This window comes from Pseudomonas sp. AIG (genome assembly GCF_977020205.1).
The window spans coordinates 67,182-93,250 of the sequence record NZ_CDROCK010000003.1; the positions used below are offsets into that span (position 1 = coordinate 67,182).

The window sequence follows — 26,069 nt, forward strand, 5'->3', positions numbered from 1 at the left end:
AAGGTCTGGTAGAATCCGCGGCCTAATTACGTGCGGTATTCAACAATAGTGTTGGGTGGCGGCACGCTAGCTGAGGAAGACACCATGAAAGCTGATATTCACCCGAATTACCCAGTCATCGCTGTTACCTGCAGCTGTGGCAACAAGTTCGAAACCCGTTCGACTTTCGGCAAAGCTCTGCCAATCGACGTGTGCAACGAATGCCACCCGTTCTACACCGGTAAGCAGAAGACTCTGGACACTGGCGGCCGCGTTCAGCGCTTCGCAGACCGTTTCGGTGCTTTCGGCAAGAAACCTGCTGCTGCAGAGTAAGGTTGAAGGGCCCGGTGGGCTTTTCCTCGTTGCTGAAAAAGGCGTCCCTCGCGGGCGCCTTTTTTGTGTCTGCAATTTGGCTGTCCGGCGCGCAAGCCTTTTGCCCGACGCCCGCCGGGCTGAGCAGCGTCACGGTACAGCGCGTGGTCGATGGCGACACCCTGCGCCTGAGCGATGGTCGCAGCGTACGGATGATTGGCCTCAACACGCCTGAACTGGGCAAGCACGGCCGTAGCGATGAACCCTTCGCGGTGGCAGCACGTCAACGCCTGCAATCCTTGGTCGATGCCAGCGGCGGCCGGGTCGGGTTGCGTCCCGGCAAGCAAGCCAAAGACCATTACGGGCGTACGCTCGCGCACATTTACAGCGTCAGCGGCGCCAATCTCGAAGCGCAAATGCTCGCCGATGGCCTGGGTTTCCAGGTCGCCGTTGCGCCGAACGTCGATCTTGTCGCCTGCCAGCAAGACGCCGAACGCCGTGCACGAAAGGCCGGACTGGGCCTCTGGCGGCAGTCTCCTGTACTGAAAGCGGAGCAGATCCAGCGCTCGGGTTTCGCCGTGATCAGTGGGCGTGTGAGCAAGGTTCAGCGCAATCGCGGGGGAATCTGGATCGAGTTGCAGGACGCGCTTGTATTGCGCGTTGCACCCAATCTGGTCGGACAATTCGACAATACCCGGTTGCAGGCGCTGAAAGGCAAGCAGATCGAGGCTCGCGGCTGGATCGTTGATCGTTCGCGGCGCGGTGGATTGCAATCCGGACAGTCACGTTGGCTACTTCCGCTGACCGATCCATCGATGTTGCAAACGCCGCGCTGAAGAAAAAATTGTAGACATTTTTTCTTTCGATTGTGAACAGTCCAGCCCTTGTGCGCCGTGGCTCTTGGCCCAAAGTCGTAGGGCAGGGCGCTTGACAGGGGTGACCGCTCAGTCTTGTGGGGACTTTGCGAGGCGCGTATCCTCGCTGACCAGTCTGTCCAACAGTAAAAAGCGGAATGCCAAAATGTCTGATCTGAAAACTGCCGCTCTCGAATATCATGCCAATCCTCGTCCAGGGAAGCTGAGTGTCGAGCTCACCAAGGCCACTGCTACCGCTCGCGACTTGTCGCTGGCCTACAGCCCCGGCGTAGCTGAACCAGTGCGTGAGATCGCTCGCGATCCTGAACTGGCCTACAAATACACCGGCAAGGGCAACCTGGTTGCAGTCATTTCCGATGGCACCGCGATTCTCGGTCTGGGCAACCTCGGCCCATTGGCTTCCAAGCCAGTGATGGAAGGTAAAGGCGTGCTGTTCAAGCGCTTCGCCGGCATCGACGTTTTCGACATCGAAGTCGATTCCGAAAGCCCGCAAGCCTTCATCGACACCGTAAAACGCATCTCCATCACCTTCGGTGGCATCAACCTGGAAGACATCAAGGCACCCGAGTGCTTTGAGATCGAACGTGCTCTGATCGAGCAGTGCGACATTCCGGTATTCCACGATGACCAGCACGGCACCGCGATCGTGACCGCTGCGGGCATGATCAACGCCCTGGAAATCGCTGGCAAAACCCTGCCAGACGCGAAAATCGTCTGCCTGGGCGCCGGTGCTGCCGCCATCTCCTGCATGAAATTGCTGGTGAGCATGGGCGCACGCATCGAAAACATCTTCATGGTTGACCGTACCGGCGTGATCCACTCCGGCCGTGACGACCTGAACCAGTACAAAGCCGTGTTCGCTCACGCAACCGACAAGCGCAGCCTGGCTGACGCACTGGCAGGCGCTGACGTGTTCGTCGGTCTGTCCGGTCCGAACCTGCTGAGCGCTGAAGGCCTGCTGTCGATGGCAGCCAACCCGATCGTGTTCGCCTGCTCGAACCCGGATCCGGAAATCTCGCCGGAGCTGGCACACGCCACCCGTAGCGACGTGATCATGGCCACCGGCCGTTCGGACTACCCGAACCAGGTCAACAACGTACTGGGCTTCCCGTTCATCTTCCGAGGTGCCCTGGACGTTCGCGCCAAGCGCATCAACGAAGAAATGAAAGTGGCTGCGGCCAACGCCCTGCGTGAACTGGCCAAGCTGCCTGTTCCACAGGACGTGTGCGATGCCTACGGTGGCGCTCCGCTGGAATTCGGTCGTGAGTACATCATTCCGAAGCCAATGGACAAGCGTCTGATCACCCTGATCTCCGATGCTGTGGCCAAGGCCGCGATCGAGACCGGTGTGGCGACCCTGCCGTATCCGAAGAACTACCCGCTGAAAAGCGTGGATGACGTGTTCAACGGCTAAGCCGTTGTAACGCTTCAAGCAAAAGCCCCGGCTCGTGAGAGTCGGGGCTTTTTATTGCCTGAAGATCAAGAGCCCCCTCACCCTAACCCTCTCCCTGAGGGAGAGGGGACTGACCGTGGAAGATTCGCGAGATACACCGACCTGAAAGTGCGTTAGCGCCTATGGATTCAACACAGCACGTTCAGGTCGGCATCACTCACCAGCATCCCCCAATCAGTTCCCTCTCCCTCCGGGAGAGGGCTAGGGTGAGGGGCTCTTGATCTTCAGGTAATAAAAAGCCCCGCACTTCTCACGAAGGCGGGGCTTTTCAATACCGCTTGATCAGAACAAATCGATCGGCGCCTGCTCATCCGCCGGCAGTGGGCTGCCCGGCGCCGTGCCGTTGCCCAGCTCATTCACCGACGGCGGGGTATCTTCAGACTTGAACAGCTCAAAGTACGCGCCCGGTGTGCTCGGCGTCGCTGCACGGCCACTCACCGGGTCCACACGCAGGCTCAGCAAACCTTCCGGCTCAGGCTGAACGTGCGGCGGCTTGTCCTTCAGCGCGGCCGACATGTAGTTCATCCAGATCGGCAGCGCCACAGTGCCGCCGAACTCGCGGCGACCGAGGCTTTCCGGTTGATCGAAGCCAGTCCACACCGTGGTCACGTAATCGGCGTTGTAACCGGAGAACCAGGCATCTTTCGATTCGTTGGTGGTACCGGTTTTACCGGCGATATCGCTGCGGCCCATGGCCAGCGCGCGACGGCCGGTGCCGAGCTTGATCACGTCCTGCAACATGCTGTTGAGGATGTAGGTGGTGCGGCCATCGACAATTCGCTCGGCCACTGCCGGTGTTTGCGGCACGGCCGCGCTGCCCGGCACTTCGCCGGCAACCGGTGTGGCGTTGACCGTAAACGAATCGGTGTGCGGCGCGGCGATACCGTCCGTCGCCGAACCACCCTGAGGTACGGTCGGCGGGTTGGCAACGAACAGCGTGTCGCCATTGCGGCTTTCGATCTTGTCGATGATGTACGGGGTGATCTTGTAACCGCCGTTGGCGAACGTACTCCAACCGGTCGCAATCTCCATCGGCGTCAGCGTTGCTGTACCCAGCGCCAGCGACAGGTTTGGCGGCAGATCCTGCTTGTTGAAACCGAAGCGGGTGATGTAGTCGATGGTCTTGCCTACGCCCATCGCTTGCAGCAAGCGGATCGATACGAGGTTGCGCGACTTGTACAGCGCCTCGCGCAAGCGGATCGGGCCGAGGAAGGTATTGGTGTCGTTCTTCGGACGCCAGACCTTGTCCAGGTACTCGTCGACGAACACGATCGGCGCGTCGTTGACCAGCGTCGCAGCGGTGTAGCCACTGTCCAGCGCAGCGCTGTAGACGAACGGTTTGAAGCTCGAGCCCGGCTGACGCTTGGCCTGCATGGCGCGGTTGTAGTTGCTCTGCTCAAAGGCGAAACCGCCGACCAGCGAGCGAATCGCACCGTTCTGCGGATCCAGCGACACCAGCGCACCTTGCGCTTGCGGGATCTGGCTGAACTTCAGCGAATTGTCTTTCTGACGCTGCACCCGGACCAGATCGCCGACCTGCGCGACATCCGACGGCTGGCGCGGGTTGGCGCCCATGCTGTTGGTGTTGAGGAACGGTCGCGCCCATTTCATGGTGTCCCAGGCAACGTGTTCTTCGCCGGTGCGAGTCAGCACTTGCAGGCCGTTCTTGTCGACCTGAGTGACGATGGCCGGTTCGAGGCTGCTGATGGTGCGTTGTTTGGTCAGCTCACTGGCCCAGGCTTCGCGGGTCTTGCCCGGCAGGCGCGACTCGGGGCCACGGTAGCCATGACGCTGGTCGTAGGTCATCAAGCCTTCGTGCAGCGCGGTGTTGGCCATTTCCTGCAGGTTGCTCGGCACCGTGGTGGTGACGCGGAAGCCTTCGGTATAGGCGTCGCTGCCGTAGCGGCCGACCATTTCCGCGCGGGCCATTTCGGCGATGTACGGCGCGTTCACTTCCGGGGTCGGCACGTGATAGCTGGCGTTCAGCGGCTCGTTGATCGCTGCGGTGTAATCCGCTTCAGTGATCTTGCCGAGCTTGTACATGCGCCCGAGGATCCAGTCGCGGCGTTCTTTACTGCGCGCAGGGTTGGCCAGCGGGTTGAAGCGCGACGGCGCTTTCGGCAGGCCGGCGATCATCGCCATCTGCGCCAGGCTGATGTCGCGAATCGACTTGCCGTAATACACCTGTGCCGCCGCTTCGATGCCGTAGGCGCGGTTGCCCAGGTAGATCTTGTTCACGTACAGCTCAAGGATTTCGTCCTTGGTCAGCTGTCGTTCGATCTGCAGGGCCAGAAGAATTTCGGTGGTTTTGCGCGAGAAGCTGCGTTCGCTGGTCAGGAAGAAGTTCTTCGCCACCTGCATGGTGATGGTGCTGCCGCCGGACTGAATGTGTCCGCTTTTGACCAGTTGGGTCGCGGCGCGCATCAGGCTGCTCGGATCAACGCCATAGTGGTTGGCGAAATTGTCGTCTTCAGCACTTAGTAACGCATTAATGAAATTGGGGGGAATGTCGGCGAAACGGATCGGCGTACGGCGCATTTCGCCAAATTCTGCGATCAACTTGTTGTCGCTTGAGTAGACGCGCAACGGAATCTGCAACTGAATGCTTCGCAGAGCCTCCACAGACGGCAAACCCGGACTAAGGTAAAGAAACGCGCCGCTGAGACCTAAAAGCAGTCCGCAGAAAACGGCGACGATGGACCAACCGAAAAATTTCAGCAGACGAATCAAGGCGTTTGGACATCCAGTGCAAAGAATGAATTTGGCGACGGGGTTCCGGCTACACACAGAACCATCCGCGCAGGCAGTAAAAAGCGGAAAAAAACGCTGGGCATTATAAGCACTTTTCTGCTGGGGGCGTCATTTGCGCTTCTGTCAAGACGGGGTGAAGGAACGCAATGCGTATTACAGAGTCCGTAACTCACGGAAAGTCATAGGGAATTGGTAGTGCTGGGACTCTTCAATAAAAAGACCAATACGTTACTGGGGATCGACATCAGCTCCACGTCAGTGAAGCTGCTGGAACTGAGCCGTCAGGGTGATCGCTACCGGGTCGAGGCGTACGCGGTAGAACCTTTGCCGGTCAACGCCGTGGTCGAAAAAAACATCGCCGAGCTTGAAGGTGTTGGTCAGGCGTTGAGCCGCGTGCTGGTCAAGGCGCGCACCGGGCTCAAGAGTGTGGCGGTCGCGGTGGCCGGTTCTGCCGTCATCACCAAAGTCATCGAAATGGACGCCGGGCTGTCCGACGACGAACTGGAAAACCTGCTCAAGATCGAAGCCGATCAATACATTCCCTATCCGCTGGACGAGGTCGCCATCGACTTCGAAGTCCAGGGCGCTTCGCCGCGCAACCCCGAGCGGGTCAACGTGTTGCTGGCTGCCTGTCGCAAGGAAAACGTCGAAGTCCGCGAAGCGGCGCTGGCCCTCGCCGGGCTGACCGCGCGAGTGGTCGATGTCGAGGCCTATGCGCTGGAGCGTTCATTCGGCTTGCTGGCAACACAACTGGCCGCCTCTCAGGAGCGTCTGACCGTCGCCGTGGTTGATATTGGTGCAACCATGACCACCCTCAGCGTCCTGCACAACGGCAAGATCATCTACACCCGCGAGCAATTGTTCGGCGGTCGTCAACTGACCGAGGAAATCCAGCGTCGCTATGGCCTGACCATCGAACAGGCGGGGCTGGCGAAAAAACAGGGTGGTCTGCCCGATGATTACATCAGCGAAGTCTTGCAGCCGTTTCGTGAGGCGCTGGTCCAGCAGGTGTCACGCTCCCTGCAATTCTTCTTCGCCTCCGGGCAATACAACGCGGTTGACCACATTCTGCTGGCCGGTGGTACGGCGTCAGTGTCGGGGCTGGATCGGCTGATCGAGCAGCGCCTGAACACGCCGACGCAAGTGGCCAATCCATTTTCCAATATGGCCTTGAGCAGCAAGGTCAATGCCGGAGCGCTCGCCAGCGACGCGCCGGCCCTGATGATCGCCTGCGGGCTCGCGCTCAGGAGTTTCGACTGATGGCGCGGATCAACCTCCTACCTTGGCGCGAGGAGCGTCGCGAAGCGCGACGCAAGCGCTTCCTGCTGGCCTTGATCGGCGTGGTGGTTGGCTCGGTCGGTGCGGTACTCATCGCCGATCAGATCATCAGTGCGGCAATTGAGCGGCAAGTGGCACGTAACGACTACATCGGCAAGCAAATCGCAGTGGTCGACGAACGGATCAAGCAGATCAGTGAACTCAAGGCGCGCCGTCAGCAACTGGTTGAACGCATGCGCATCATCCAGGACTTGCAGGGCAACCGGCAGATCAGCGGACGGATCTTCGATCAACTGGCGCGGACATTGCCGGACGGTGTGTATTTCACTGACGTGAAGATGGTTGGCAAAACCTTGTCGATCAGCGGCGCTGCAGAATCGAATAACCGGGTTTCCGAGCTGATGCGCAATCTCGATGCCTCCGACTGGTTCGACGCGCCGAGCCTCAACGAAGTGAAGGCGACGACCGCAGGTCAGGTTGATCAGGCCAACACGTTTGAACTGACCGTTCGGCAGACCCAGCCCACAGCTGTGGAGGACGAGCAATGAAGCCGTCCGAATGGCTGCAAAGTCTGCGCGACATCGATTTCAACGACCTCGACACCAGCAACATCGGTTCGTGGCCGGCGGCAGTGAAAGCGATCGCCGGGGCGCTGTTGATGGTGCTGGTGTTGGCGCTTGGCTATAACTTTTTCACCAGTGATCTGGAAAACCAGCTGGAGGCCAAGCGCGAAGAAGAGGCCACGCTCAAGGAGCAGTTCGCCAGCAAGGCGCGTCTTTCAGCCAACCTTGAGCTGTACACCCAGCAAATGAAGGAGATGGAAAACACCTTCGGCGTGTTGCTGCGACAATTGCCCAGTGATACCGAAGTGCCGGGCCTGCTCGAAGACATCACCCGCACCGGTCTGGGCAGCGGCCTGGAGTTTGAAGAAATCAAACTGCTGCCGGAGGTCACCCAGCAGTTTTACATCGAGCTGCCGATCCAGATCACCGTCACCGGCGCCTATCACGACCTCGCCACCTTCGTCAGTGGGGTGGCCGGGCTGCCGCGCATCGTCACCTTGCATGATTTCGAACTCGCGCCTGCCAATAAAGAGGGCGGGCCGACGCTGCGCATGAGCATCCTTGCCAAGACCTATCGGTATAACGACAAGGGGCTGCAGAAATGAGCCCGTTTCGTTACATCGCGTTGTCGATGGCTTTGCTGGCGCTGAACGGTTGTGGTGGCAGCGATGACTTCAGCGATCTCGACGCTTACATGAATGAAGTACGCCTGCGCCCGGCGGGCAAGATTGAACCAACCCCGACATTCCGGTCTTACCCAACATTCACTTACAGCGCGGCCAACCTGCGCAGTCCGTTCTCGCGCCAGGTGCGCGTTGATCTGGCTGGGCAGAAACATGGCTCGCGCAATGTCAAACCCGACCCCAATCGGGTCAAGCAATACCTCGAAGGTTTCAACATCGAGCAGTTCGAGATGGTCGGCACGATTGCCAATGCTTCCGGCTCCTTCGCGCTGCTGCGCGGTGCTGGCGGCGTGCATCGATTGAAAGTCGGCGATTACCTGGGGCGCAACGACGGTCGCATCGTCGCCATCAGTGCCACCCAGGTCGATGTGGTCGAGATCGTCCCCGACGGCGAAGGCGCCTGGCTGGAGCGTCCGCGCACCATTCCTTTGAAAGAGCACTCATAGTGGAAGTCGAACAATGAACAGGATTTTCTCCACCCTCGGTTTTTCGCTATGGATAGCGCTGATGTCGCCGATGGTACTCGCGGCCAATCTGAAGACGCTGGATGTGGCGGCGTTGCCGGGTGATCGCGTCGAGCTGAAGCTGTCGTTCGACGGCCCGCCGCCACTGCCCAAGGGCTACACCACCGAATCGCCGGCGCGGATCGCCCTGGATTTGCCCGGTGTCGCCAGTCAGTTGGCCAGCAAGAACCTTGATCTGGGCAGCGGCAATGCACGAACCGCTACTGTGGTTGAGGCCAAGGAACGCACGCGGCTGATTGTCAGCCTGACGCAATTGGCGCCGTACACCACGCGGGTTGAGGGCAATAACCTGTTCGTGGTGGTCGGTCAGGGCGCGCCGGCAGCTGCGTCGCGTTCTGCTGCCGTTGCACCTCGTGCTACTGCTAAAGCTGCTGCGCCCGCCAAGGCCTTTGTGCCGAAAAGCCGGGCGATTCGCGGTGTGGACTTCCAGCGCGGTACGGCGGGGGAAGGCAATGTCGTCATCGACCTGTCCGACCCGACCATCGCTCCGGATATCCAGGAGCATGACGGCAAGATCATCCTCAGCTTCGCCCGCACGCAGTTGCCGGACAAATTGCGGGTCCGCCTCGACGTCAAGGATTTCGCCACCCCGGTGCAGTTCGTCAATGCCGGAGTAACCGCTGATCGCACAGTTATTACGGTTGAACCCAGTGGCACCTACGAGTACTCCACCTTCCAGACCGACAACAAACTGACCGTCAGCATCCGCCCGATGACGGTCGATGACCTGCAAAAACGCAACGCCGATCGTCAGGCTTACGTCGGCGAAAAACTCTCGCTGAACTTTCAGGACATTGATGTGCGCTCGGTGCTGCAACTGATCGCCGACTTCACCAACCTCAATCTCGTTGCCAGCGACACCGTGCAGGGCGGCATTACTTTGCGCTTGCAGAACGTGCCTTGGGATCAGGCGCTGGATCTGGTGTTGAAAACCAAAGGCCTGGATAAACGCAAGATCGGCAATGTGCTGCTGGTGGCTCCGGCCGATGAAATCGCTGCCCGTGAGCGCCAGGAGCTGGAGTCGCAGAAACAGATCGCCGAGCTGGCGCCGTTGCGCCGTGAGCTGCTGCAAGTGAACTACGCGAAGGCGGCGGACATCGCCAAGTTGTTCCAGTCAGTGACCAGCGCCGAAGCAAAAATCGATGAACGTGGTTCGATCACCGTCGATGAACGGACCAACAACATCATTGCCTACCAGACTCAGGATCGCCTGGATGAGCTGCGGCGGATCGTGGCGCAGCTGGATATTCCGGTGCGTCAGGTGATGATCGAGGCGCGGATCGTCGAGGCCAACGTCGATTACGACAAAAGCCTGGGCGTACGCTGGGGCGGTTCGATCCAGAACAAGGGCAACTGGAACGCCTCCGGGGTCAACGGATCGTCGACCACCATTGGTACGCCGGGCAGTACCAGCACCAATTCGCCGTTCGTCGACATGGGCACAGTGGGCAACACCTCAGGGATCGGCATCGCCTTCATCACTGACAATGTATTGCTCGATCTTGAGCTGACTGCGATGGAGAAGACCGGCAACGGCGAAATCGTCTCGCAGCCGAAGGTGGTCACCTCCGACAAGGAAACCGCCAAAATCCTCAAAGGCACCGAGATTCCGTATCAGGAAGCCAGTTCCAGCGGCGCGACGTCGGTGTCGTTCAAGGAGGCCTCGTTGTCGCTGGAAGTGACGCCGCAGATCACACCGGACAACCGCATCATCATGGAGGTCAAGGTCACCAAGGACGAACCGGATTACCTGAACAAAGTGCAGGATGTTCCGCCGATCAAGAAGAACGAGGTCAACGCCAAGGTGCTGGTCAACGACGGCGAAACCATCGTGATTGGCGGTGTTTTCTCAAATACTCAAAGCAAGGTCGTAGATAAGGTGCCATTTCTTGGCGATGTGCCGTATCTTGGCCGCCTTTTCCGGCGTGATGTGGTTTCGGAGAAAAAATCCGAGCTGCTGGTATTTCTCACTCCGCGTATCATGAATAACCAGGCGATTGCTGTGAGTCGTTGATTCTGTGCGAAATTTGATTCTTGTAGGACCGATGGGTGCTGGCAAAAGCACCATCGGCCGGTTACTGGCCAAAGAGCTGCGCCTGCCGTTCAAAGATTCCGACAAGGAAATTGAACTGCGCACGGGCGCCAATATCCCGTGGATCTTCGACAAGGAAGGCGAACCCGGCTTTCGTGACCGTGAGCAGGCGATGATCGCCGAGCTGTGCGCGTTCGATGGCGTGGTCTTGGCGACCGGCGGTGGCGCCGTCATGCGCGATGCCAATCGCAAGGCTCTGTTCGAGGGCGGGCGAGTGGTGTATCTGCACGCCTCCGTTGAACAGCAGGTCGGGCGGACGTCGCGCGACCGCAATCGGCCGTTGCTGCGCACTGCCAATCCGGAAAAAACCCTGCGCGACCTGCTCGCGATCCGCGATCCGCTCTATCGGGAAATTGCCGATCTGGTGGTGGAAACCGACGAACGGCCGCCACGCATGGTGGTACTCGACATTCTTGATCGTCTGGCGCAGCTTCCACCCCGTTAAAGCATCGCTCGAAATGCGCTATCCTCGGCGTCCTGTCACAGCCCGTCGAGGTTGTGGCGGATGGCGTGCGAGCGGCGTCATACCCGCTATAGGCCGCAGACAACCAATAATTCAGGGCAGGACGCCTGCTTCCATCTTCACTGTGGGGACACATGCAGACACTCAAGGTCGATCTAGGCGAGCGCAGCTACCCGATTCATATTGGCGAAGGTTTGTTGGATCAGCCCGAACTGCTGGCTCCGCACATCCATGGGCGGCAGGTGGCAATCATCTCCAACGAGACCGTTGCGCCGCTCTATCTCGAACGTCTGACCCGCAGCCTGGCGCAGTTCTCGGTGATCTCCGTGGTGTTGCCGGACGGCGAGGCCTTCAAGAACTGGGAAACCCTGCAACTGATCTTCGACGGTCTGCTGACCGCCCGTCATGATCGCCGGACCACTGTGATCGCCTTGGGCGGCGGTGTGATCGGCGACATGGCCGGTTTCGCCGCTGCCTGCTACCAGCGCGGCGTCGACTTCATCCAGATCCCTACAACATTGCTGTCCCAGGTCGATTCGTCGGTGGGCGGCAAGACCGGCATCAACCATCCGTTGGGCAAGAACATGGTCGGCGCGTTCTATCAGCCGAACGTCGTGCTGATCGATACCGCGTCCCTGAAGACGCTGCCAGAGCGCGAGCTGTCCGCCGGTCTGGCCGAAGTCATCAAGTACGGCTTGATCTGCGACGAGCCGTTCCTGACCTGGCTCGAAGATAACGTTGACGCCCTGCGCGCACTGGACCAGAAGGCCCTGACCTACGCCATCGAGCGCTCCTGCGCAGCCAAGGCTGCGGTGGTCGGCGCCGATGAGAAGGAAACGGGCGTGCGCGCCACGCTCAACCTCGGCCACACCTTCGGCCACGCCATCGAGACCCACATGGGCTATGGTGTCTGGTTGCATGGAGAAGCGGTCGCGGCTGGCACCGTGATGGCGCTGGAAATGTCCGCGCGCCTCGGCTGGATCAGTGAGCAGGAGCGTGATCGCGGTATTCGTCTGTTCCAGCGCGCCGGCTTGCCGGTGGTGCCGCCGACTGAAATGACCGAAGCCGATTTTCTTCAACACATGGCAATCGACAAAAAAGTGATCGACGGTCGTCTGCGCCTGGTGCTGCTGCGCCGGATGGGCGAAGCGGTAGTGACCGACGATTATCCGAAAGAGGTTCTACAGGCCACGCTGGGAGCGGATTACCGCGCCCTGGCTCAGCTTAAAGGTTAATAAGATTCCGATGACTAGTTTGCATGCCGACGAGGCGTTCCTCGGCCATTTCCAGTTAAGTCACGACCCGTTCGCGCCACGCGTGCCGGGCTTCAAGTTCTTCCCGGCTCAGCGCAAACCGGTGCTGGGTCAACTGCATCATCTGGCGCGTTACAGCCAGTTGCTGCTGGTGGTCACCGGCCCGCAAGGCAGCGGCAAAACCTTGCTGCGCCAGGCGCTGGTCGCCAGCACCAACAAGCAGTCGGTGCAGAGCGTGGTGGTTTCCGCCCGTGGTGCCGGTGATGCCGCTGGCGTGCTGCGCCAGGTGGCGCAGGCGCTGAACGTCGCTCAGGCCGAAGTTGGCGCGATTCTGGAGCAAGTGGTGCAGCTCGCACTGACCGGCCAGGAAGTCTATCTGTTGGTGGACGACGCTGAGCAACTCGACGAGTCCGCGCTCGAAGCGCTGATGGCGCTGGGTGCCGGCGCACCGGAAGGTCGCCCGCATGTGTTCCTGTTCGGTGAGTCGTCGCTGATCGCTCAGCTCGAGGCTTTGCACCTCGAAGAAGAGCGCTTTCACGTCATCGAATTGCAGCCGTACACCGAAGAAGAGACCCGCGAATATCTCGACCAGCGGCTTGAAGGCGCGGGCCGGGGTGTCGAACTTTTCACCGCAGATCAGATCTCTGATATTCACGAAAGCGCCGAGGGTTGGCCGGGCAATATCAACCAGGTCGCTCGCGATGCTCTGATCGAAGTCATGATTGCCAGCCGCTCTGCGGTCAAGCGTCCAAGTATGGGGTTCAACATGCCGAAGAAACACGTATTGGCGATTTCCGCCGTCGTTGTGGTCGCGGTCGCCGCCGCCTGGTTGATGCCGGGTCGCAACAAGGCGCCAACCACCGGCGCTCCTGCCAATGAACAGGCACAGTTGCCTTTGGGGCAGGGTGCCAATGGCGGCGCACCGAACGTCGAGTTCGCCGGCAATACGCAACCGATGCCGTTGCCGCTGGTCGGTAACTCGCAACCGGTCATGCGTGGCCCGTTGGCCGAGGCGGCTGGCGGTATTACCGAAGGCGACGATGGCGTGCCTCTGGAAGGTTCCAGTGCGACTCCGCCGACCGTGACCACTTCCGCGCCACCGGCGGGCGTTCCGGCCGGTCCCGCGCCGACACCGGTTCCGTTGCCGGCCGCCAAACCGACTCCTGCTCCTACTCAGGTTGCCACCGCCAAGCCTGCTCCGGCCGCGCCAGCCGCCAAACCGGCTCCAGCGCCGGCCAAGCCAGTTGCCGCTGCGAAACCGGCCGAGAAGCCGGTGACCGTTGCCAAAGCCGCCGGTGGCAGCTGGTACGCCGGTCAGCCGACCGGCAACTACGTGGTGCAGATACTCGGCACCAGCTCTGAAGCGGCAGCGCAAAACTTCGTCAAAGAGCAGGGCGGCGAGTACCGTTATTTCAAGAAAGTCCTCAACGGCAAGCCGCTCTACGTGATCACCTACGGCAACTTTGCCAATCGTGATGCGGCCGTTTCTGCCATCAAGGCCTTGCCAGCGAAGGTTCAGGCTGGTAAACCTTGGCCTCGCACTGTCGCCAGCGTCCAACAGGAACTGGCAACAACTCGCTGAAGATTCGGCGGCCTTACCCAGGCCGCCTCTCCAAGCACCTCAAAATTTCTACGAGTGCGCGCCGCCCTTACGGGCCGCGTGCCTTGTGGTGTCTGCGTCACAGTAGTCTTTGAGTCGTTGCGGTCAAAATTAAAAAAGTTTTGACTAGCACAGCAGATCGCTTTAAACCTTTCACAAATGCGACATGAATTTGCGACATTTCGTCGTCAAATTTGTGAGCCTCTGTGTCGCTGTGTACAATGACCACCCTTTTGCCCCCGCCAAGCCGGCGTACGTTCGGCGCAGGACGCAAGTGGTTGAATTGAAAAGAAATTTGCCTCGAAAAGAGGCAGCCTGGTGAGAAAGTGTCTATGAAAGCAGGTCTGTACCAACCAGATGAATTCAAGGATAACTGCGGTTTCGGCCTGATAGCCCATATGCAGGGCGAGCCCAGTCATACCCTTTTGCAAACGGCCATTGAGGCCCTGACCTGCATGACCCACCGCGGTGGGATTAATGCCGACGGCAAGACCGGTGACGGTTGCGGTCTGCTGATTCAAAAACCTGACGCGTTCCTGCGAGCCATTGCCCAGGAAACCTTCAGCGTCGAGCTGCCCAAGCAATATGCAGTGGGCATGGTCTTCTTCAACCAGGATCCGGCCAAGGCCGAAGCCGCTCGCGAGAACATGAACCGCGAGATCCTCGCTGAAGGCCTGCAGCTGATCGGCTGGCGCAAAGTGCCCATCGACACCAGCGTCCTCGGCCGCCTGGCCCTTGAGCGCCTGCCACAGATCGAGCAGGTGTACATCGGCGGTGAAGGCCTGAGCGATCAGGACATGGCCGTGAAGCTGTTCAGTGCGCGTCGTCGTTCGTCGGTGGCCAACGCCGTCGACTCCGACCACTACATCTGCAGCTTTTCGCACAAGACCATCATCTACAAAGGCCTGATGATGCCGGCCGATCTGGCCGCGTTCTATCCAGACCTGAGCGACGAGCGCCTGCAAACCGCGATCTGCGTGTTCCACCAGCGCTTCTCCACCAACACTCTGCCGAAATGGCCGCTCGCCCAGCCGTTCCGCTTTCTCGCCCACAACGGCGAGATCAACACCATCACCGGTAACCGTAACTGGGCGCAGGCCCGTCGGACCAAGTTCACCAATGATCTGATGGATCTGGAAGAACTCGGCCCGCTGGTCAACCGTGTCGGTTCCGACTCGTCGAGCATGGACAACATGCTCGAGCTGATGGTCACCGGTGGCATCGACCTGTTCCGTGGCGTGCGGATGATCATTCCGCCAGCGTGGCAGAACGTCGAAACCATGGACCCGGATCTGCGTGCGTTCTACGAGTACAACTCGATGCACATGGAACCGTGGGACGGCCCGGCCGGCGTGGTCATGACCGACGGTCGTTACGCGGTGTGCCTGCTCGACCGTAACGGTCTGCGTCCGGCGCGCTGGGTCACCACCACCAACGGTTTCATCACCCTCGCCTCGGAAATCGGCGTGTGGGACTACAAGCCTGAAGACGTGATTGCCAAAGGCCGTGTCGGCCCTGGCCAGATCTTCGCCGTGGACACCGAAACCGGGCAGATCCTCGACACCGATGCGATCGACAACCGCCTGAAGTCCCGTCATCCGTACAAGCAATGGCTGCGCAAGAATGCCCTGCGCATTCAGGCGACCATGGAAGACAACGACCACGGTTCGGCGTTCTACGACGTCGATCAGCTCAAGCAATACATGAAGATGTATCAGGTTACGTTCGAAGAACGCGATCAGGTCCTGCGTCCGCTCGGCGAGCAAGGCTACGAAGCCGTTGGCTCGATGGGTGACGACACGCCGATGGCCGTGCTGTCGCAGCGCGTGCGCACGCCGTACGACTATTTCCGTCAGCAGTTCGCGCAGGTCACCAACCCGCCGATCGACCCGCTGCGTGAAGCGATCGTGATGTCGCTGGAAATCTGCCTCGGTGCCGAGCGCAACATTTTCCAGGAGTCGCCGGAACATGCTTCGCGCGTGATCCTCAGCTCGCCGGTCATTTCCCCGGCCAAGTGGCGCTCGCTGATGAACCTCGACCGCCCGGGTTTCGAACGGGCGATCATCGACCTCAACTACGACGAAAGCGTCGGCCTCGAAACGGCGATCCGCAACGTCGCCGATCAGGCTGAAGAAGCCGTGCGCGCCGGTCGTACCCAGATCGTCCTGAGCGACCGCCATATCGCCCCGGGCAAGCTGCCGATCCACGCCTCGCTGGCAACCGGTGCGGTGCACCACCGTCTGACCGAAAAAGGCCTGCGTTGCGATTCCAACATCCTCGTTGAAACTGCAACCGCCCGTGACCCGCATCACTTTGCGGTGCTGATCGGCTTCGGCGCCTCGGCGGTCTATCCGTTCCTGGCCTACGAAGTGCTGGGCGACCTGATCCGCACCGGAGAAGTGCTGGGCGACCTCTACGAGGTGTTCAAGAACTACCGCAAAGGCATCACCAAAGGTCTGCTGAAGATCCTCTCGAAGATGGGCATCTCGACCATCGCCTCCTACCGCGGAGCACAATTGTTCGAAGCGATCGGCCTGTCCGAAGAAGTGTGCGACCTGAGCTTCCGTGGCGTGCCGAGCCGCATCAAGGGGGCGCGCTTCGTCGACATCGAAGCCGAGCAGAAAGCACTCGCCAGCGAAGCCTGGAGTCCGCGCAAGCCGATCCAGCAGGGCGGTCTGCTGAAGTTCGTCCACGGTGGCGAATATCACGCCTATAACCCGGACGTGGTCAACACCCTGCAAGCTGCTGTTCAGCAGGGCGACTACGCCAAGTTCAAGGAATACACCTCGCTGGTGGACAACCGTCCGGTGTCGATGATTCGTGACCTGTTCAAGGTCAAGACCCTCGACACGCCGCTGGACATCAGTGAAATCGAGCCGCTGGAATCGGTGCTCAAGCGCTTCGACTCCGCCGGTATCTCGCTGGGTGCCCTGTCGCCGGAAGCTCACGAAGCCCTGGCCGAAGCCATGAACCGCCTCGGTGCGCGTTCCAACTCCGGCGAAGGTGGTGAAGACCCGGCGCGTTACGGCACCATCAAGAGCTCGAAAATCAAGCAGGTCGCGACGGGTCGTTTCGGCGTAACCCCGGAATACCTGGTCAACGCCGAAGTGCTGCAGATCAAAGTCGCGCAAGGCGCGAAGCCAGGCGAGGGCGGGCAACTGCCGGGCGGTAAAGTCAACGGCTTGATCGCCAAGCTGCGTTATGCAGTGCCGGGCGTAACCCTGATTTCGCCGCCGCCGCACCACGACATCTACTCGATCGAAGACTTGTCGCAGCTGATTTTTGACTTGAAACAGGTCAACCCGAAGGCGCTGGTTTCGGTGAAACTGGTGGCTGAAGCGGGCGTTGGCACTATCGCCGCCGGTGTGGCCAAGGCCTATGCGGACTTGATCACCATCTCTGGCTACGACGGTGGTACCGGTGCTTCGCCGCTGACCTCGATCAAATACGCCGGCGCACCGTGGGAACTCGGCCTCGCTGAAACCCACCAGACCCTGCGCGGCAACGACCTGCGCGGCAAAGTCCGGGTGCAGACCGACGGCGGCCTGAAAACCGGCCTCGACGTGATCAAGGCAGCCATCCTCGGCGCCGAAAGCTTCGGCTTCGGTACTGCGCCAATGATCGCGCTGGGCTGCAAATATCTGCGTATCTGCCACCTGAACAACTGCGCCACCGGCGTTGCCACTCAGAACGAGAAGCTGCGCAAGGATCACTACATCGGTACCGTCGACATGGTGGTGAACTTCTTCACCTACGTCGCCGAAGAAACCCGTGAGTGGCTGGCCAAGCTTGGCGTGCGTTCCCTCGAAGAGCTGATCGGTCGCACCGATCTGCTGGAAATCCTCGAAGGCCAGACCGCCAAGCAGAACCACCTGGACCTGACCCCGCTGTTGGGCAGCGATCACATTCCGGCGGACAAGCCACAGTTCTGCGGCGTTGAGCGCAACCCGCCGTTCGACCAAGGTCTGCTGGCCGAGAAAATGGTCGAGATGGCTTCGTCGGCGATCAACGACATGAGCGGCGCCGAGTTCGATCTGGACATCTGCAACTGCGACCGTTCGATCGGCGCGCGGATCTCCGGCGAAATCGCCCGCAAGCACGGCAACCAGGGCATGGCGAAAGCGCCGATCACCTTCCGCTTCAAAGGCACTGCCGGGCAGAGCTTCGGCGTGTGGAACGCCGGCGGTCTGAACATGTACCTGGAAGGCGACGCCAACGACTACGTCGGCAAAGGCATGACCGGTGGCAAGCTGACCATCGTGCCGCCGAAGGGCAGCGTTTACAAAACTCAGGAAAGCGCCATCATCGGCAACACCTGCCTGTACGGCGCCACGGGCGGCAAGCTGTTCGCCGCCGGCACCGCAGGCGAGCGTTTCGCCGTGCGTAACTCCGGTGCCCACACGGTTGTGGAAGGCACTGGCGATCACTGCTGTGAGTACATGACCGGTGGTTTTGTCTGCGTTCTGGGCAAGACCGGTTACAACTTCGGCTCTGGCATGACCGGTGGTTTCGCCTACGTGCTCGATCAGGACAACACCTTCGTTGACCGGGTCAACCACGAACTGGTGGAAATCCAGCGGATCAGCGGCGAGGCGATGGAAGCCTATCGCAGCCACCTGCAAAACGTGCTGAACGAGTACGTCGCGGAAACCGACAGCGAGTGGGGTCGTGAACTCGCCGAAAACCTCGATGACTACCTGCGCCGTTTCTGGCTGGTCAAGCCTAAGGCTGCCAACCTGAAGTCGTTGCTTTCCAGCACTCGTGCCAACCCGCAGTGATATGCGCCTGAAGAGTTTGATGAGGTTTTAACAATGGCTGAACGTCTGAATAACGACTTCCAGTTCATCGATGTCGGGCGCAAAGATCCGAAGAAGAAACTGTTGCGTCAACGCAAGAAAGAGTTCGTCGAAATCTACGAACCGTTCAAACCCCAGCAGTCGGCCGACCAGGCCCACCGCTGTCTGGGTTGCGGCAACCCGTATTGCGAATGGAAGTGCCCGGTGCACAACTTCATTCCCAACTGGCTCAAATTGGTGGCCGAGGGCAACATTCTTCAGGCCGCCGAGTTGTCGCACCAGACCAACACCCTGCCGGAAGTCTGCGGCCGGGTCTGTCCGCAGGATCGTCTGTGCGAGGGTGCCTGCACCCTTAACGACGGTTTCGGTGCGGTGACCATCGGTTCGGTCGAGAAGTACATCACCGACACCGCGTTCGCCATGGGCTGGCGCCCGGACATGTCGAAGGTCAAACCGACCGGCAAACGTGTCGCGATCATCGGTGCAGGCCCGGCGGGTCTGGGTTGTGCCGACGTGCTGGTACGCGGTGGCGTGACCCCGGTGGTGTTCGACAAGAACCCGGAAATCGGTGGTTTGCTGACCTTCGGCATCCCCGAGTTCAAGTTGGAAAAGACTGTGCTGAGCAATCGCCGCGAAGTCTTCACCGGCATGGGCATCGAGTTCCGTCTGAATACCGAAGTCGGCAAAGACGTGACCATGGAACAACTGCTCGCCGAATACGATGCGGTGTTCATGGGCATGGGCACCTACACCTACATGAAGGGCGGTTTTGCCGGTGAAGACCTGCCGGGCGTGTATGACGCACTGGATTTCCTCATCGCCAACGTCAACCGCAACCTGGGCTTTGAAAAGTCGCCGGAAGATTTCGTCGACATGAAAGGCAAGAAGGTTGTGGTACTCGGCGGCGGCGACACGGCGATGGACTGCAACCGTACGTCGATCCGTCAGGGCGCCAAGTCAGTGACCTGTGCTTATCGCCGTGACGAAGCGAACATGCCCGGCTCGCGCAAAGAGGTGAAGAACGCCAAGGAAGAAGGCGTGAAATTCCTCTACAACCGCCAGCCTATCGCTATCGTCGGTGAGGACAAGGTCGAAGGCGTTAAAGTGGTCGAGACACGTCTCGGCGAACCGGACGCCCGTGGCCGTCGCAGCCCTGAGCCGATCCCGGGTTCCGAAGAGATCATCCCGGCCGACGCCGTGGTTATCGCGTTCGGTTTCCGCCCGAGCCCGGCGCCGTGGTTCGAACAGTTCGAAATCCAGACCGACAGCCAGGGCCGCGTTGTTGCGCCTGAGCAAGGTCAGTACAAGCACCAGACCAGCAACCCGAAAATCTTTGCCGGTGGCGACATGGTGCGCGGTTCCGACCTGGTGGTGACGGCGATCTTCGAAGGCCGCAATGCGGCTGAAGGGATCCTCGATTACCTGGGCGTCTGATTACATTTCAAACTGAAATGCGATCAAAAATGTGGGAGCGAGCCTGCTCGCGAAAGCGGTCTGTCAGCCAACTTAAATGCTGGATGTGCCGACTTCTTCGCGAGCAAGCTCGCTCGCACAGTTGTTTCTCGGAGTTGCTGATAGCGCATTGATCGTTCCCACGCTCTGCGTGGGAATGCAGCCGGGGACGCTCTGCGTTCCAAAAAGCGTGACGCAGAGCGTCACAGGAGGCGTTACCACGCAGAGCGTGGGAACAATCATTGCGCAATAAATTGACCCGATAGACAAAAGGCTGACCTGCATCCGTGCCTTTTGCGTCGCGCTCTGAGAAAATGCCCGCACTTTTTTTCCGGATGCCGACATGACTGCCCTGAAGAACGACCGTTTTCTCCGCGCCCTGCTCAAGCAACCCGTTGACGTCACCCCGGTGTGGATGATGCGTCAGGCCGGTCGCTACCTGCCGGAATACCGCGCCAGCCGCGCCCAGGCCGGTGATTTCATGAGCCTGTGCATGAATCCGGAATTCGCCTGCGAAGTCACGATGCAACCGCTCGACCGCTATCCACAACTGGATGCGGCGATCCTGTTTTCCGACATCCTCACCATCCCCGATGCCATGGGCCAAGGCCTGTACTTCGAGACCGGTGAAGGTCCGCGCTTCAAGAAAGTCGTCAGCACACTGGCCGACATCGAAGCCCTGCCGATCCCTGATCCGCACAGAGACCTCGGCTATGTGATGGACGCGGTCAGCACCATCCGTCGCGAATTGAACGGTCGTGTGCCGCTGATCGGCTTCTCTGGCAGCCCGTGGACACTGGCGACCTACATGGTTGAAGGCGGTTCGTCGAAAGACTTCCGCAAGACCAAGGCGATGCTCTACGACAACCCGCAAGCCATGCACCTGCTGCTGGATAAACTGGCGCAGTCGGTGACCTCTTATCTCAACGGCCAGATCATGGCCGGCGCGCAAGCGGTGCAGATCTTCGATACCTGGGGCGGCAATCTGTCGGCGGCGGCGTATCAGGAGTTCTCGCTGGCCTACATGAAGAAAATCGTCAGCGGCCTGATCCGTGAACACGACGGTCGCAAAGTGCCGGTGATCCTTTTCACCAAGAACGGCGGTCTGTGGCTGGAAAGCATCGCTGACGCTGGCGCTGACGCACTGGGTCTGGACTGGACCTGCGACATCGGCAACGCCCGCGCCCGTGTTGGCGACAAGGTTGCCCTGCAAGGCAACATGGACCCAACCGTGCTCTACGCCAAGCCGGAAGCGATCCGCACTGAAGTCGGGCGCATTCTGGCCAGCTACGGCAAGGGCAGCGGGCACGTGTTCAACCTCGGCCATGGCATCACGCCTGAGGTTGATCCGGAGCACGCTGGTGCGTTCCTGCGTGCGGTACATGAGTTGTCGGCGCAGTATCACGAGTGATCGCGCTTCAATAAAAAACGCCTGGCATATGCCGGGCGTTTTTGTTTGAACGATTCAATGTCGGACACCGATCATCTGTAGGAGTGAGCCTGCTCGCGATAGCGGTGTGTCAGGCAGCATATTCAGCGACTGACTCACCGCTATCGCGAGCAGGCTCACTCCTACAGGGGTTTTGTATCAGGCCTTAACACCTTGCAACGGCGGCAGTTTTGCCAGCTTCAACGCCACCAGCAGCGCGATCAGCAACAGCGCACCAATAAACAGGCCGATGCCATTCCAGCCGCCCAGATGCCAGAACACCCCGCCCGCCGTCCCGGCAATGCTCGACCCGGCGTAATAACTGAACAGATACAGCGACGACGCCTGACCCTTAGCCTTCAACGCCCGCCGACCAATCCAGCTACTCGCCACCGAATGCGCGCCAAAGAAGCCAAAGGTGAAAATCAACATGCCGACAATCACCAGCAACAGCGGCGTGAACATCGTCAACGCCAAGCCGGCAAACATCAGCGCAATGGTCGCCCACAACACTTTGCGTCGCCCCAGTTTGTCCGCCAGCGAACCAATCTTCGCCGAACTGTAGATACCCGACAGGTACACCACCGACAGCAAGCCAACGAATACCTGATCGAGGTTGTACGGCGCGGCCAGCAAGCGATAACCGATGTAGTTGAACAGCGTGACGAACGCGCCCATCAACACGAACGCTTCAAGAAACAGCAGCGGCAGACCGGCATCGCGAAAGTGCATGGTGAAACCATCGAGCAAACTGCGTGGGTGCAGTGAGCGCGAGCGGAAGTTGCGCGACTCGGGAAGGATTTTCCAGAACACCGCTGCCGCAATCATCGCCAGACCACCGATCACCAGCATCGCCGTGTGCCAACTGACGAAGTCGATCAGCACGCCGGTGATTAAGCGCCCGCTCATCCCGCCAATCGCGTTGCCGCCGATGTACAAACCCATCGCCAGACCGATGTGTTGCGGGTGAATCTCCTCACTCAGGTATGTCATTGCCACCGCTGCTAGACCGCTCAGCGACAGCCCGATCAACGCGCGCATGATCAGCACGCCGTGCCAACTCGGCATCATCGCGCTGGCCATGGTGCACAGCGCTGCCGCGAACAGCGCAGTCACCATCACCGGTTTGCGCCCGACCCGATCGGAAATCGGCCCGGTGATCAGCAGGCCGATGGCGAGCATGCCGGTGGCTACCGAAAGAATCAGGCTGCTCTGTGCCGCGTTGATCCCGTACTCGTTGGAAAGCAGCGGCATCATCGGCTGCACGCAGTAGAGCAGGGCAAACGTCGCGAAGCCGCCGCTGAACAGCGCCAGCACCGTGCGCATGAACATCGGCGTGCCTTTTTCGATGTAGATCTCTTGCAGCTCGGCGACGACATCGTCGGCTGCAGCGGGCGGGACTTCATGGGCAAGGGGCGCGACAGCAGTTTTCACTTCAGACCTCGGAGGGCACGGCCAGGCAGGCAATGAAAAAATCATATAGCTGGCTAATGTTTCTATCCAATATATTGTTCGACCTGTTTGATAGCTTTAACGACCTAATGGGGTTTCCATGGAATTGCGTCATCTGCGCTACTTCATCGCCGTCGCCGAAGAACTGCACTTCGGCCGCGCCGCACAGGTGCTGGGGATTTCGCAGCCACCGCTGAGCCAGCAGATTCAAGCGCTGGAGCAAGAGGTTGGCGCGCGGCTGTTCGAGCGGACCAATCGTCGAGTTGAGTTGAGTGAGGCCGGGCGGCTGTTTCTCGAAGAGGCGCGGCTGGTACTGGCGCAGGTTGATAAAGCGGCGGACGTCGCCAGACGTGCGCAACTCGGTGAACTGGGCGAGTTGAAGATTGGCTTCACCTCGTCGGCGCCGTTCAACTCGACCATTCCCCAGGCGATCTTTTCCTTTCGCCAGCGTTTTCCGGCGGTGCACCTCAACCTTCGTGAGATGAGCAGCACGCAAGTCGCCGAGGGTTTGGTGGATGAGTCGATCGAGGTCGGGATCATGCGCCCGCTGGGTTTGCCGGATTCGCTGAGTGTGGTGGAATTGATGCGTGAGCCGCTGGTCGCCGTGCTCGGTTCCAAGCATCCATTGGCGCAGGGCAGTGAAGAAGGGCTGTTCCTCTCGGCGCTGGCGCTGGAGCCCTTCGTGTTCTTTCCGCGCAGTTACGGCAGCGGGCTGTATGCGCAATTGCTGAGCCTGGCGCGCGATGCCGGGTTCAGCCCGCACTTCGCTCAAGAAGCGGGGGAGGCGATGACCATCATCGGTCTGGTCGCAGCGGGGTTGGGGGTTTCGGTACTGCCGGCGTCCTATCAGCGGATGCGCATCGATGGCGTTGTCTACCGACCGTTGCTCGATCCGGAAGCGGTGTCGGCGGTGTGGCTGGTGCAGCGCAAGGATCAGAAATCGCCGATGGCCAAGGCGTTTGTCGACCTGCTCACGCGCAAAGTCGAACCTTCAAAGGCGTGATTGCAGCGCAATCAAATCGCGAGCAGGCTCACTCCCACAGGGGAACGCATTCCAAGGTGGGAGCGAGCCTGCTCGCGAAGGCGTCGGCCCAAACATCACAGATCTCAGGGCAACCGCACCAAATCCCCCTTCAACGCCACCCGCGTGACAAAAATCCCCGCCCGGCACTCGTACGTATTCAAATCCTTGCGCACATGCTGGTCGTAGTAACTGACGATGTTGACCACCGCATTCGCTCCGACCCGCTTGGCATCGGCCTGCAACTTGATCAGATTTGACTGCAACACCCACTCGCAGGAGTTGTGATCACTCTTGTTGAAGCCGTTGGTCTTCAAATCACTGACCACTCCACGGCGCAATAACTGCTGCGTGCCCTGCGGTTCATTACCGAGCAGATAGAACTTCACACTGCCATCCAGCCGTCCGGCGCGAATCGCGTCCGACAGCACGGTTTCGAAGGGCATGTACATCAGATTGGTGGCGTGGCTGGCGCTGGGCAGTAGCGCGAAAAGTGCGACGGCGATCAGGGCTTTCACTTGCATGGTCATCTCCTTGACGTAGCGATGAACATTCGCTGATTCAAAGAGTGTAGACACCGTACATCTGTTACAGAGAAAAGAGTGTGGAGTGTGTGTAGCTCAAAGGCTACACTTCGGCGATGACTGAGATTCTTCGAAGTTCCACATTTTCCAGCTGGCTTTTAAAGTTGGCTGATAGTCGCGCCAGGATGCGTATTCAGGTGCGAATTGATCGTATGGCTGACGGAAATTTTGGCGATGTCAAAGCTATCGGTGAAGGGCTCAGCGAAGTCAGAATTGACTATGGCCCCGGATATCGAGTCTATTTCATGCAACAAGGTCGGCAAGTGGTCATCCTCCTTTGCGGCGGAGACAAGAGCAGCCAACCCCGAGACATCAAGCAAGCCAGGCTCATCGCGGAGTCCTGGCAGGAGCAAAACCCATGACCGAAAAATTCACTCGTTGGGACTCAGCCGAGTACCTCAAGACAGAAGAGGACATGGCTAACTATCTGGACGCCTGCATGGAGGAGGCTGGAGATGACCCGGCTTTTATCGCCAAGGCACTTGGCACCATAGCGAGAGCGCGAGGCATGACTCAGGTCGCACGTGACGCAGGGTTGTCCCGAGAGAGCCTCTACCGCGCACTATCAGGTGAAGGAAACCCCGAGTTCGGAACAATCCTGAAAGTGGTGAAGGCGTTAGGATTGAAGTTACACGCCAGTACTTGATCCGGGCTGAATGACAAAGGGCGCCGAATGGCGCCCTTTGTCGTTTCTACAATCCCATCAATCCACGTGCGCCAGATCCCCGCGCAGCGCCACGCTCGACACCACGAGCCCGGCACGGCACTGGAATTTTTCGGTGTCTTTGTACAGGTCACGCTGGTCGACGCTGGCGATGTTGATCACCGCGTTGGCGTCGGCTTTCTTCGCGGCGTTCTGCAAGGTGGCCAAGGCCGATTGCAGGGCCCAGAAGCAGGCGTCTTCGTCGGACTTGTTCGAGCCGTTGGTTTTACGGCTGCTGCTCACGGTGTCGAGTTTGCGCACCTGTTTTGGCAGCGTTTCGCCGGCCAGGTAGAACTTCACGCTGCCGTCGAGCAGGCCGGCGTCGGTGGCGCGTTTGACGCCTTCGCGGAAGCTCAGGTAAGTCGGCTCGTCGGCACCCTGTTTGATGATGCCCAAGCTGTTGACGGCTTCGATGTCCGGGTTGATCGACAGCTCTTTGAGCACGTTGTCGCGCAGGCGATTGACCCAGCGGTTGTAGTTGCCGTGGATCTTGCCGTCCTTGGCGTCGAGGCCGTAGCTGCTGCGGTAGTCGATTTCAAACGAGGTCGGGGTGAACGGAATGTCGACTTCGGCGTGATGGCGACCGCGCACGGTGATCGCCGCTTTGATCATGCCCGGACGTACCGATTGCACGACCCACTGGCGATCGTTCAGCGCAGTGACGATGGCGCGGCTCATCTGTTGCTGGGTGAAGCCGAGGTTGGGCGAGAACTCTTCCTTGGCGTTGTAAACCGGTTTGCTGGTGCAACCGCCGAGCACAAAAGCCAGTGCCAACAGAGCGGCGATGCGGTGAAACTGAGTCATTC

Annotated in this window: 21 protein-coding genes; 17 read left to right on the forward strand and 4 right to left on the reverse strand. The window is 59.8% G+C overall.

Annotation, left to right across the window (positions count from 1 at the left end):
- Positions 1-84 precede the first annotated feature (84 nt).
- The 3 genes from rpmE (at position 85) to ACWR1S_RS03125 (ending at position 2,580) form a co-directional block, all read left to right on the forward strand.
- The gene (gene rpmE, locus ACWR1S_RS03115; protein ID WP_016984589.1) at positions 85-312 is read left to right on the forward strand and encodes a 50S ribosomal protein L31; all 228 of its coding nucleotides are present in this window, start codon (positions 85-87) and stop codon (positions 310-312) included.
- A 14-nt stretch (positions 313-326) separates the two neighbouring features.
- Positions 327-1,127, forward strand: a complete 801-nt coding sequence (locus ACWR1S_RS03120) for a thermonuclease family protein (RefSeq protein ID WP_454562377.1) — start codon at positions 327-329, stop codon at positions 1,125-1,127.
- Between the two features lie 184 nt (positions 1,128-1,311).
- Positions 1,312-2,580: a malic enzyme-like NAD(P)-binding protein gene (locus ACWR1S_RS03125; RefSeq protein ID WP_038360054.1), complete on the forward strand. Its 1,269-nt coding sequence runs from the start codon at positions 1,312-1,314 to the stop codon at positions 2,578-2,580.
- Positions 2,581-2,901: 321 nt separating this feature from the next.
- Here the strand turns inward: ACWR1S_RS03125 and ACWR1S_RS03130 are convergent, their stop codons facing one another.
- Positions 2,902-5,346, reverse strand: a complete 2,445-nt coding sequence (locus ACWR1S_RS03130; RefSeq protein WP_454562472.1) for a penicillin-binding protein 1A — start codon at positions 5,344-5,346, stop codon at positions 2,902-2,904.
- 219 nt (positions 5,347-5,565) lie between these two features.
- Here ACWR1S_RS03130 and ACWR1S_RS03135 point away from each other — a divergent pair, with 219 nt between their 5' ends.
- The 11 genes from ACWR1S_RS03135 (at position 5,566) to hemE (ending at position 21,485) form a co-directional block, all read left to right on the forward strand.
- Positions 5,566-6,630, forward strand: a complete 1,065-nt coding sequence (locus ACWR1S_RS03135; RefSeq protein WP_454562378.1) for a pilus assembly protein PilM — start codon at positions 5,566-5,568, stop codon at positions 6,628-6,630.
- A complete protein-coding gene (locus ACWR1S_RS03140) occupies positions 6,630-7,196 on the forward strand; it encodes a PilN domain-containing protein (protein ID WP_454562379.1) in 567 nt (188 codons plus the stop codon). The genes ACWR1S_RS03135 and ACWR1S_RS03140 overlap by 1 nt, the downstream gene beginning before the upstream one ends.
- Positions 7,193-7,816, forward strand: a complete 624-nt coding sequence (pilO, locus tag ACWR1S_RS03145) for a type 4a pilus biogenesis protein PilO (RefSeq protein ID WP_454562380.1) — start codon at positions 7,193-7,195, stop codon at positions 7,814-7,816. The genes ACWR1S_RS03140 and pilO overlap by 4 nt, the downstream gene beginning before the upstream one ends.
- Positions 7,813-8,340: a pilus assembly protein PilP gene (locus tag ACWR1S_RS03150; protein WP_454562381.1), complete on the forward strand. Its 528-nt coding sequence runs from the start codon at positions 7,813-7,815 to the stop codon at positions 8,338-8,340. The genes pilO and ACWR1S_RS03150 overlap by 4 nt, the downstream gene beginning before the upstream one ends.
- A gap of 13 nt (positions 8,341-8,353) precedes the next feature.
- A complete protein-coding gene (pilQ, locus tag ACWR1S_RS03155; RefSeq protein WP_454562382.1) occupies positions 8,354-10,432 on the forward strand; it encodes a type IV pilus secretin PilQ in 2,079 nt (692 codons plus the stop codon).
- Between the two features lie 4 nt (positions 10,433-10,436).
- A complete protein-coding gene (gene aroK / locus ACWR1S_RS03160) occupies positions 10,437-10,955 on the forward strand; it encodes a shikimate kinase AroK (RefSeq protein WP_277760267.1) in 519 nt (172 codons plus the stop codon).
- Between the two features lie 152 nt (positions 10,956-11,107).
- Positions 11,108-12,208, forward strand: a complete 1,101-nt coding sequence (aroB, locus tag ACWR1S_RS03165) for a 3-dehydroquinate synthase (protein WP_108224335.1) — start codon at positions 11,108-11,110, stop codon at positions 12,206-12,208.
- 10 nt (positions 12,209-12,218) lie between these two features.
- Entirely contained in the window at positions 12,219-13,808 is a 1,590-nt protein-coding gene (locus ACWR1S_RS03170) for an AAA family ATPase (RefSeq protein WP_454562383.1), read from the forward strand.
- 350 nt (positions 13,809-14,158) lie between these two features.
- A complete protein-coding gene (gene gltB, locus ACWR1S_RS03175) occupies positions 14,159-18,604 on the forward strand; it encodes a glutamate synthase large subunit (protein WP_454562384.1) in 4,446 nt (1,481 codons plus the stop codon).
- Positions 18,605-18,637: 33 nt separating this feature from the next.
- Positions 18,638-20,056: an FAD-dependent oxidoreductase gene (locus tag ACWR1S_RS03180; protein WP_007909438.1), complete on the forward strand. Its 1,419-nt coding sequence runs from the start codon at positions 18,638-18,640 to the stop codon at positions 20,054-20,056.
- Positions 20,057-20,417: 361 nt separating this feature from the next.
- Positions 20,418-21,485: a uroporphyrinogen decarboxylase gene (hemE, locus tag ACWR1S_RS03185; RefSeq protein ID WP_454562385.1), complete on the forward strand. Its 1,068-nt coding sequence runs from the start codon at positions 20,418-20,420 to the stop codon at positions 21,483-21,485.
- Between the two features lie 177 nt (positions 21,486-21,662).
- Here hemE and ACWR1S_RS03190 read toward each other — a convergent pair whose 3' ends face one another.
- Positions 21,663-22,937 (reverse strand): MFS transporter, encoded by a 1,275-nt coding sequence (locus ACWR1S_RS03190; RefSeq protein WP_454562386.1) that lies wholly within the window; start codon positions 22,935-22,937, stop codon positions 21,663-21,665.
- A gap of 118 nt (positions 22,938-23,055) precedes the next feature.
- On the opposite strand from ACWR1S_RS03190, the gene ACWR1S_RS03195 reads away from it, so the two are divergent.
- Complete coding sequence (locus ACWR1S_RS03195; protein ID WP_016983863.1) at positions 23,056-23,958, forward strand: LysR family transcriptional regulator; 903 nt, start codon at positions 23,056-23,058, stop codon at positions 23,956-23,958.
- 104 nt (positions 23,959-24,062) lie between these two features.
- On the opposite strand, the gene ACWR1S_RS03200 is transcribed toward ACWR1S_RS03195, so the two are convergent.
- Positions 24,063-24,500 (reverse strand): excinuclease, encoded by a 438-nt coding sequence (locus ACWR1S_RS03200; RefSeq protein WP_454562387.1) that lies wholly within the window; start codon positions 24,498-24,500, stop codon positions 24,063-24,065.
- A gap of 116 nt (positions 24,501-24,616) precedes the next feature.
- Here ACWR1S_RS03200 and ACWR1S_RS03205 point away from each other — a divergent pair, with 116 nt between their 5' ends.
- The gene (locus tag ACWR1S_RS03205; RefSeq protein ID WP_038360087.1) at positions 24,617-24,922 is read left to right on the forward strand and encodes a type II toxin-antitoxin system RelE/ParE family toxin; all 306 of its coding nucleotides are present in this window, start codon (positions 24,617-24,619) and stop codon (positions 24,920-24,922) included.
- Positions 24,919-25,206: an addiction module antidote protein gene (locus ACWR1S_RS03210; protein ID WP_038360089.1), complete on the forward strand. Its 288-nt coding sequence runs from the start codon at positions 24,919-24,921 to the stop codon at positions 25,204-25,206. The genes ACWR1S_RS03205 and ACWR1S_RS03210 overlap by 4 nt, the downstream gene beginning before the upstream one ends.
- 57 nt (positions 25,207-25,263) lie before the next feature.
- Here the strand turns inward: ACWR1S_RS03210 and ACWR1S_RS03215 are convergent, their stop codons facing one another.
- A complete protein-coding gene (locus ACWR1S_RS03215; RefSeq protein WP_093430088.1) occupies positions 25,264-26,067 on the reverse strand; it encodes a hypothetical protein in 804 nt (267 codons plus the stop codon).
- Between the last annotated feature and the right edge of the window lie 2 nt (positions 26,068-26,069).

What these genes read in the sequence shown, in the direction of transcription:
- rpmE (WP_016984589.1), top strand. Translation starts at nt 85, where the DNA reads ATGAAAGCTGATATTCACCCGAATTACCCAGTCATCGCTGTTACCTGC.
- ACWR1S_RS03125 (WP_038360054.1), top strand. Translation starts at nt 1,312, where the DNA reads ATGTCTGATCTGAAAACTGCCGCTCTCGAATATCATGCCAATCCTCGT.
- ACWR1S_RS03140 (WP_454562379.1), top strand. Translation starts at nt 6,630, where the DNA reads ATGGCGCGGATCAACCTCCTACCTTGGCGCGAGGAGCGTCGCGAAGCG.
- pilO (WP_454562380.1), top strand. Translation starts at nt 7,193, where the DNA reads ATGAAGCCGTCCGAATGGCTGCAAAGTCTGCGCGACATCGATTTCAAC.
- ACWR1S_RS03150 (WP_454562381.1), top strand. Translation starts at nt 7,813, where the DNA reads ATGAGCCCGTTTCGTTACATCGCGTTGTCGATGGCTTTGCTGGCGCTG.
- pilQ (WP_454562382.1), top strand. Translation starts at nt 8,354, where the DNA reads ATGAACAGGATTTTCTCCACCCTCGGTTTTTCGCTATGGATAGCGCTG.
- aroB (WP_108224335.1), top strand. Translation starts at nt 11,108, where the DNA reads ATGCAGACACTCAAGGTCGATCTAGGCGAGCGCAGCTACCCGATTCAT.
- ACWR1S_RS03170 (WP_454562383.1), top strand. Translation starts at nt 12,219, where the DNA reads ATGACTAGTTTGCATGCCGACGAGGCGTTCCTCGGCCATTTCCAGTTA.
- gltB (WP_454562384.1), top strand. Translation starts at nt 14,159, where the DNA reads ATGAAAGCAGGTCTGTACCAACCAGATGAATTCAAGGATAACTGCGGT.
- ACWR1S_RS03180 (WP_007909438.1), top strand. Translation starts at nt 18,638, where the DNA reads ATGGCTGAACGTCTGAATAACGACTTCCAGTTCATCGATGTCGGGCGC.
- hemE (WP_454562385.1), top strand. Translation starts at nt 20,418, where the DNA reads ATGACTGCCCTGAAGAACGACCGTTTTCTCCGCGCCCTGCTCAAGCAA.
- ACWR1S_RS03195 (WP_016983863.1), top strand. Translation starts at nt 23,056, where the DNA reads ATGGAATTGCGTCATCTGCGCTACTTCATCGCCGTCGCCGAAGAACTG.
- ACWR1S_RS03200 (WP_454562387.1), bottom strand. Translation starts at nt 24,500, where the DNA reads ATGCAAGTGAAAGCCCTGATCGCCGTCGCACTTTTCGCGCTACTGCCC.
- ACWR1S_RS03205 (WP_038360087.1), top strand. Translation starts at nt 24,617, where the DNA reads ATGACTGAGATTCTTCGAAGTTCCACATTTTCCAGCTGGCTTTTAAAG.
- ACWR1S_RS03210 (WP_038360089.1), top strand. Translation starts at nt 24,919, where the DNA reads ATGACCGAAAAATTCACTCGTTGGGACTCAGCCGAGTACCTCAAGACA.
- ACWR1S_RS03215 (WP_093430088.1), bottom strand. Translation starts at nt 26,067, where the DNA reads ATGACTCAGTTTCACCGCATCGCCGCTCTGTTGGCACTGGCTTTTGTG.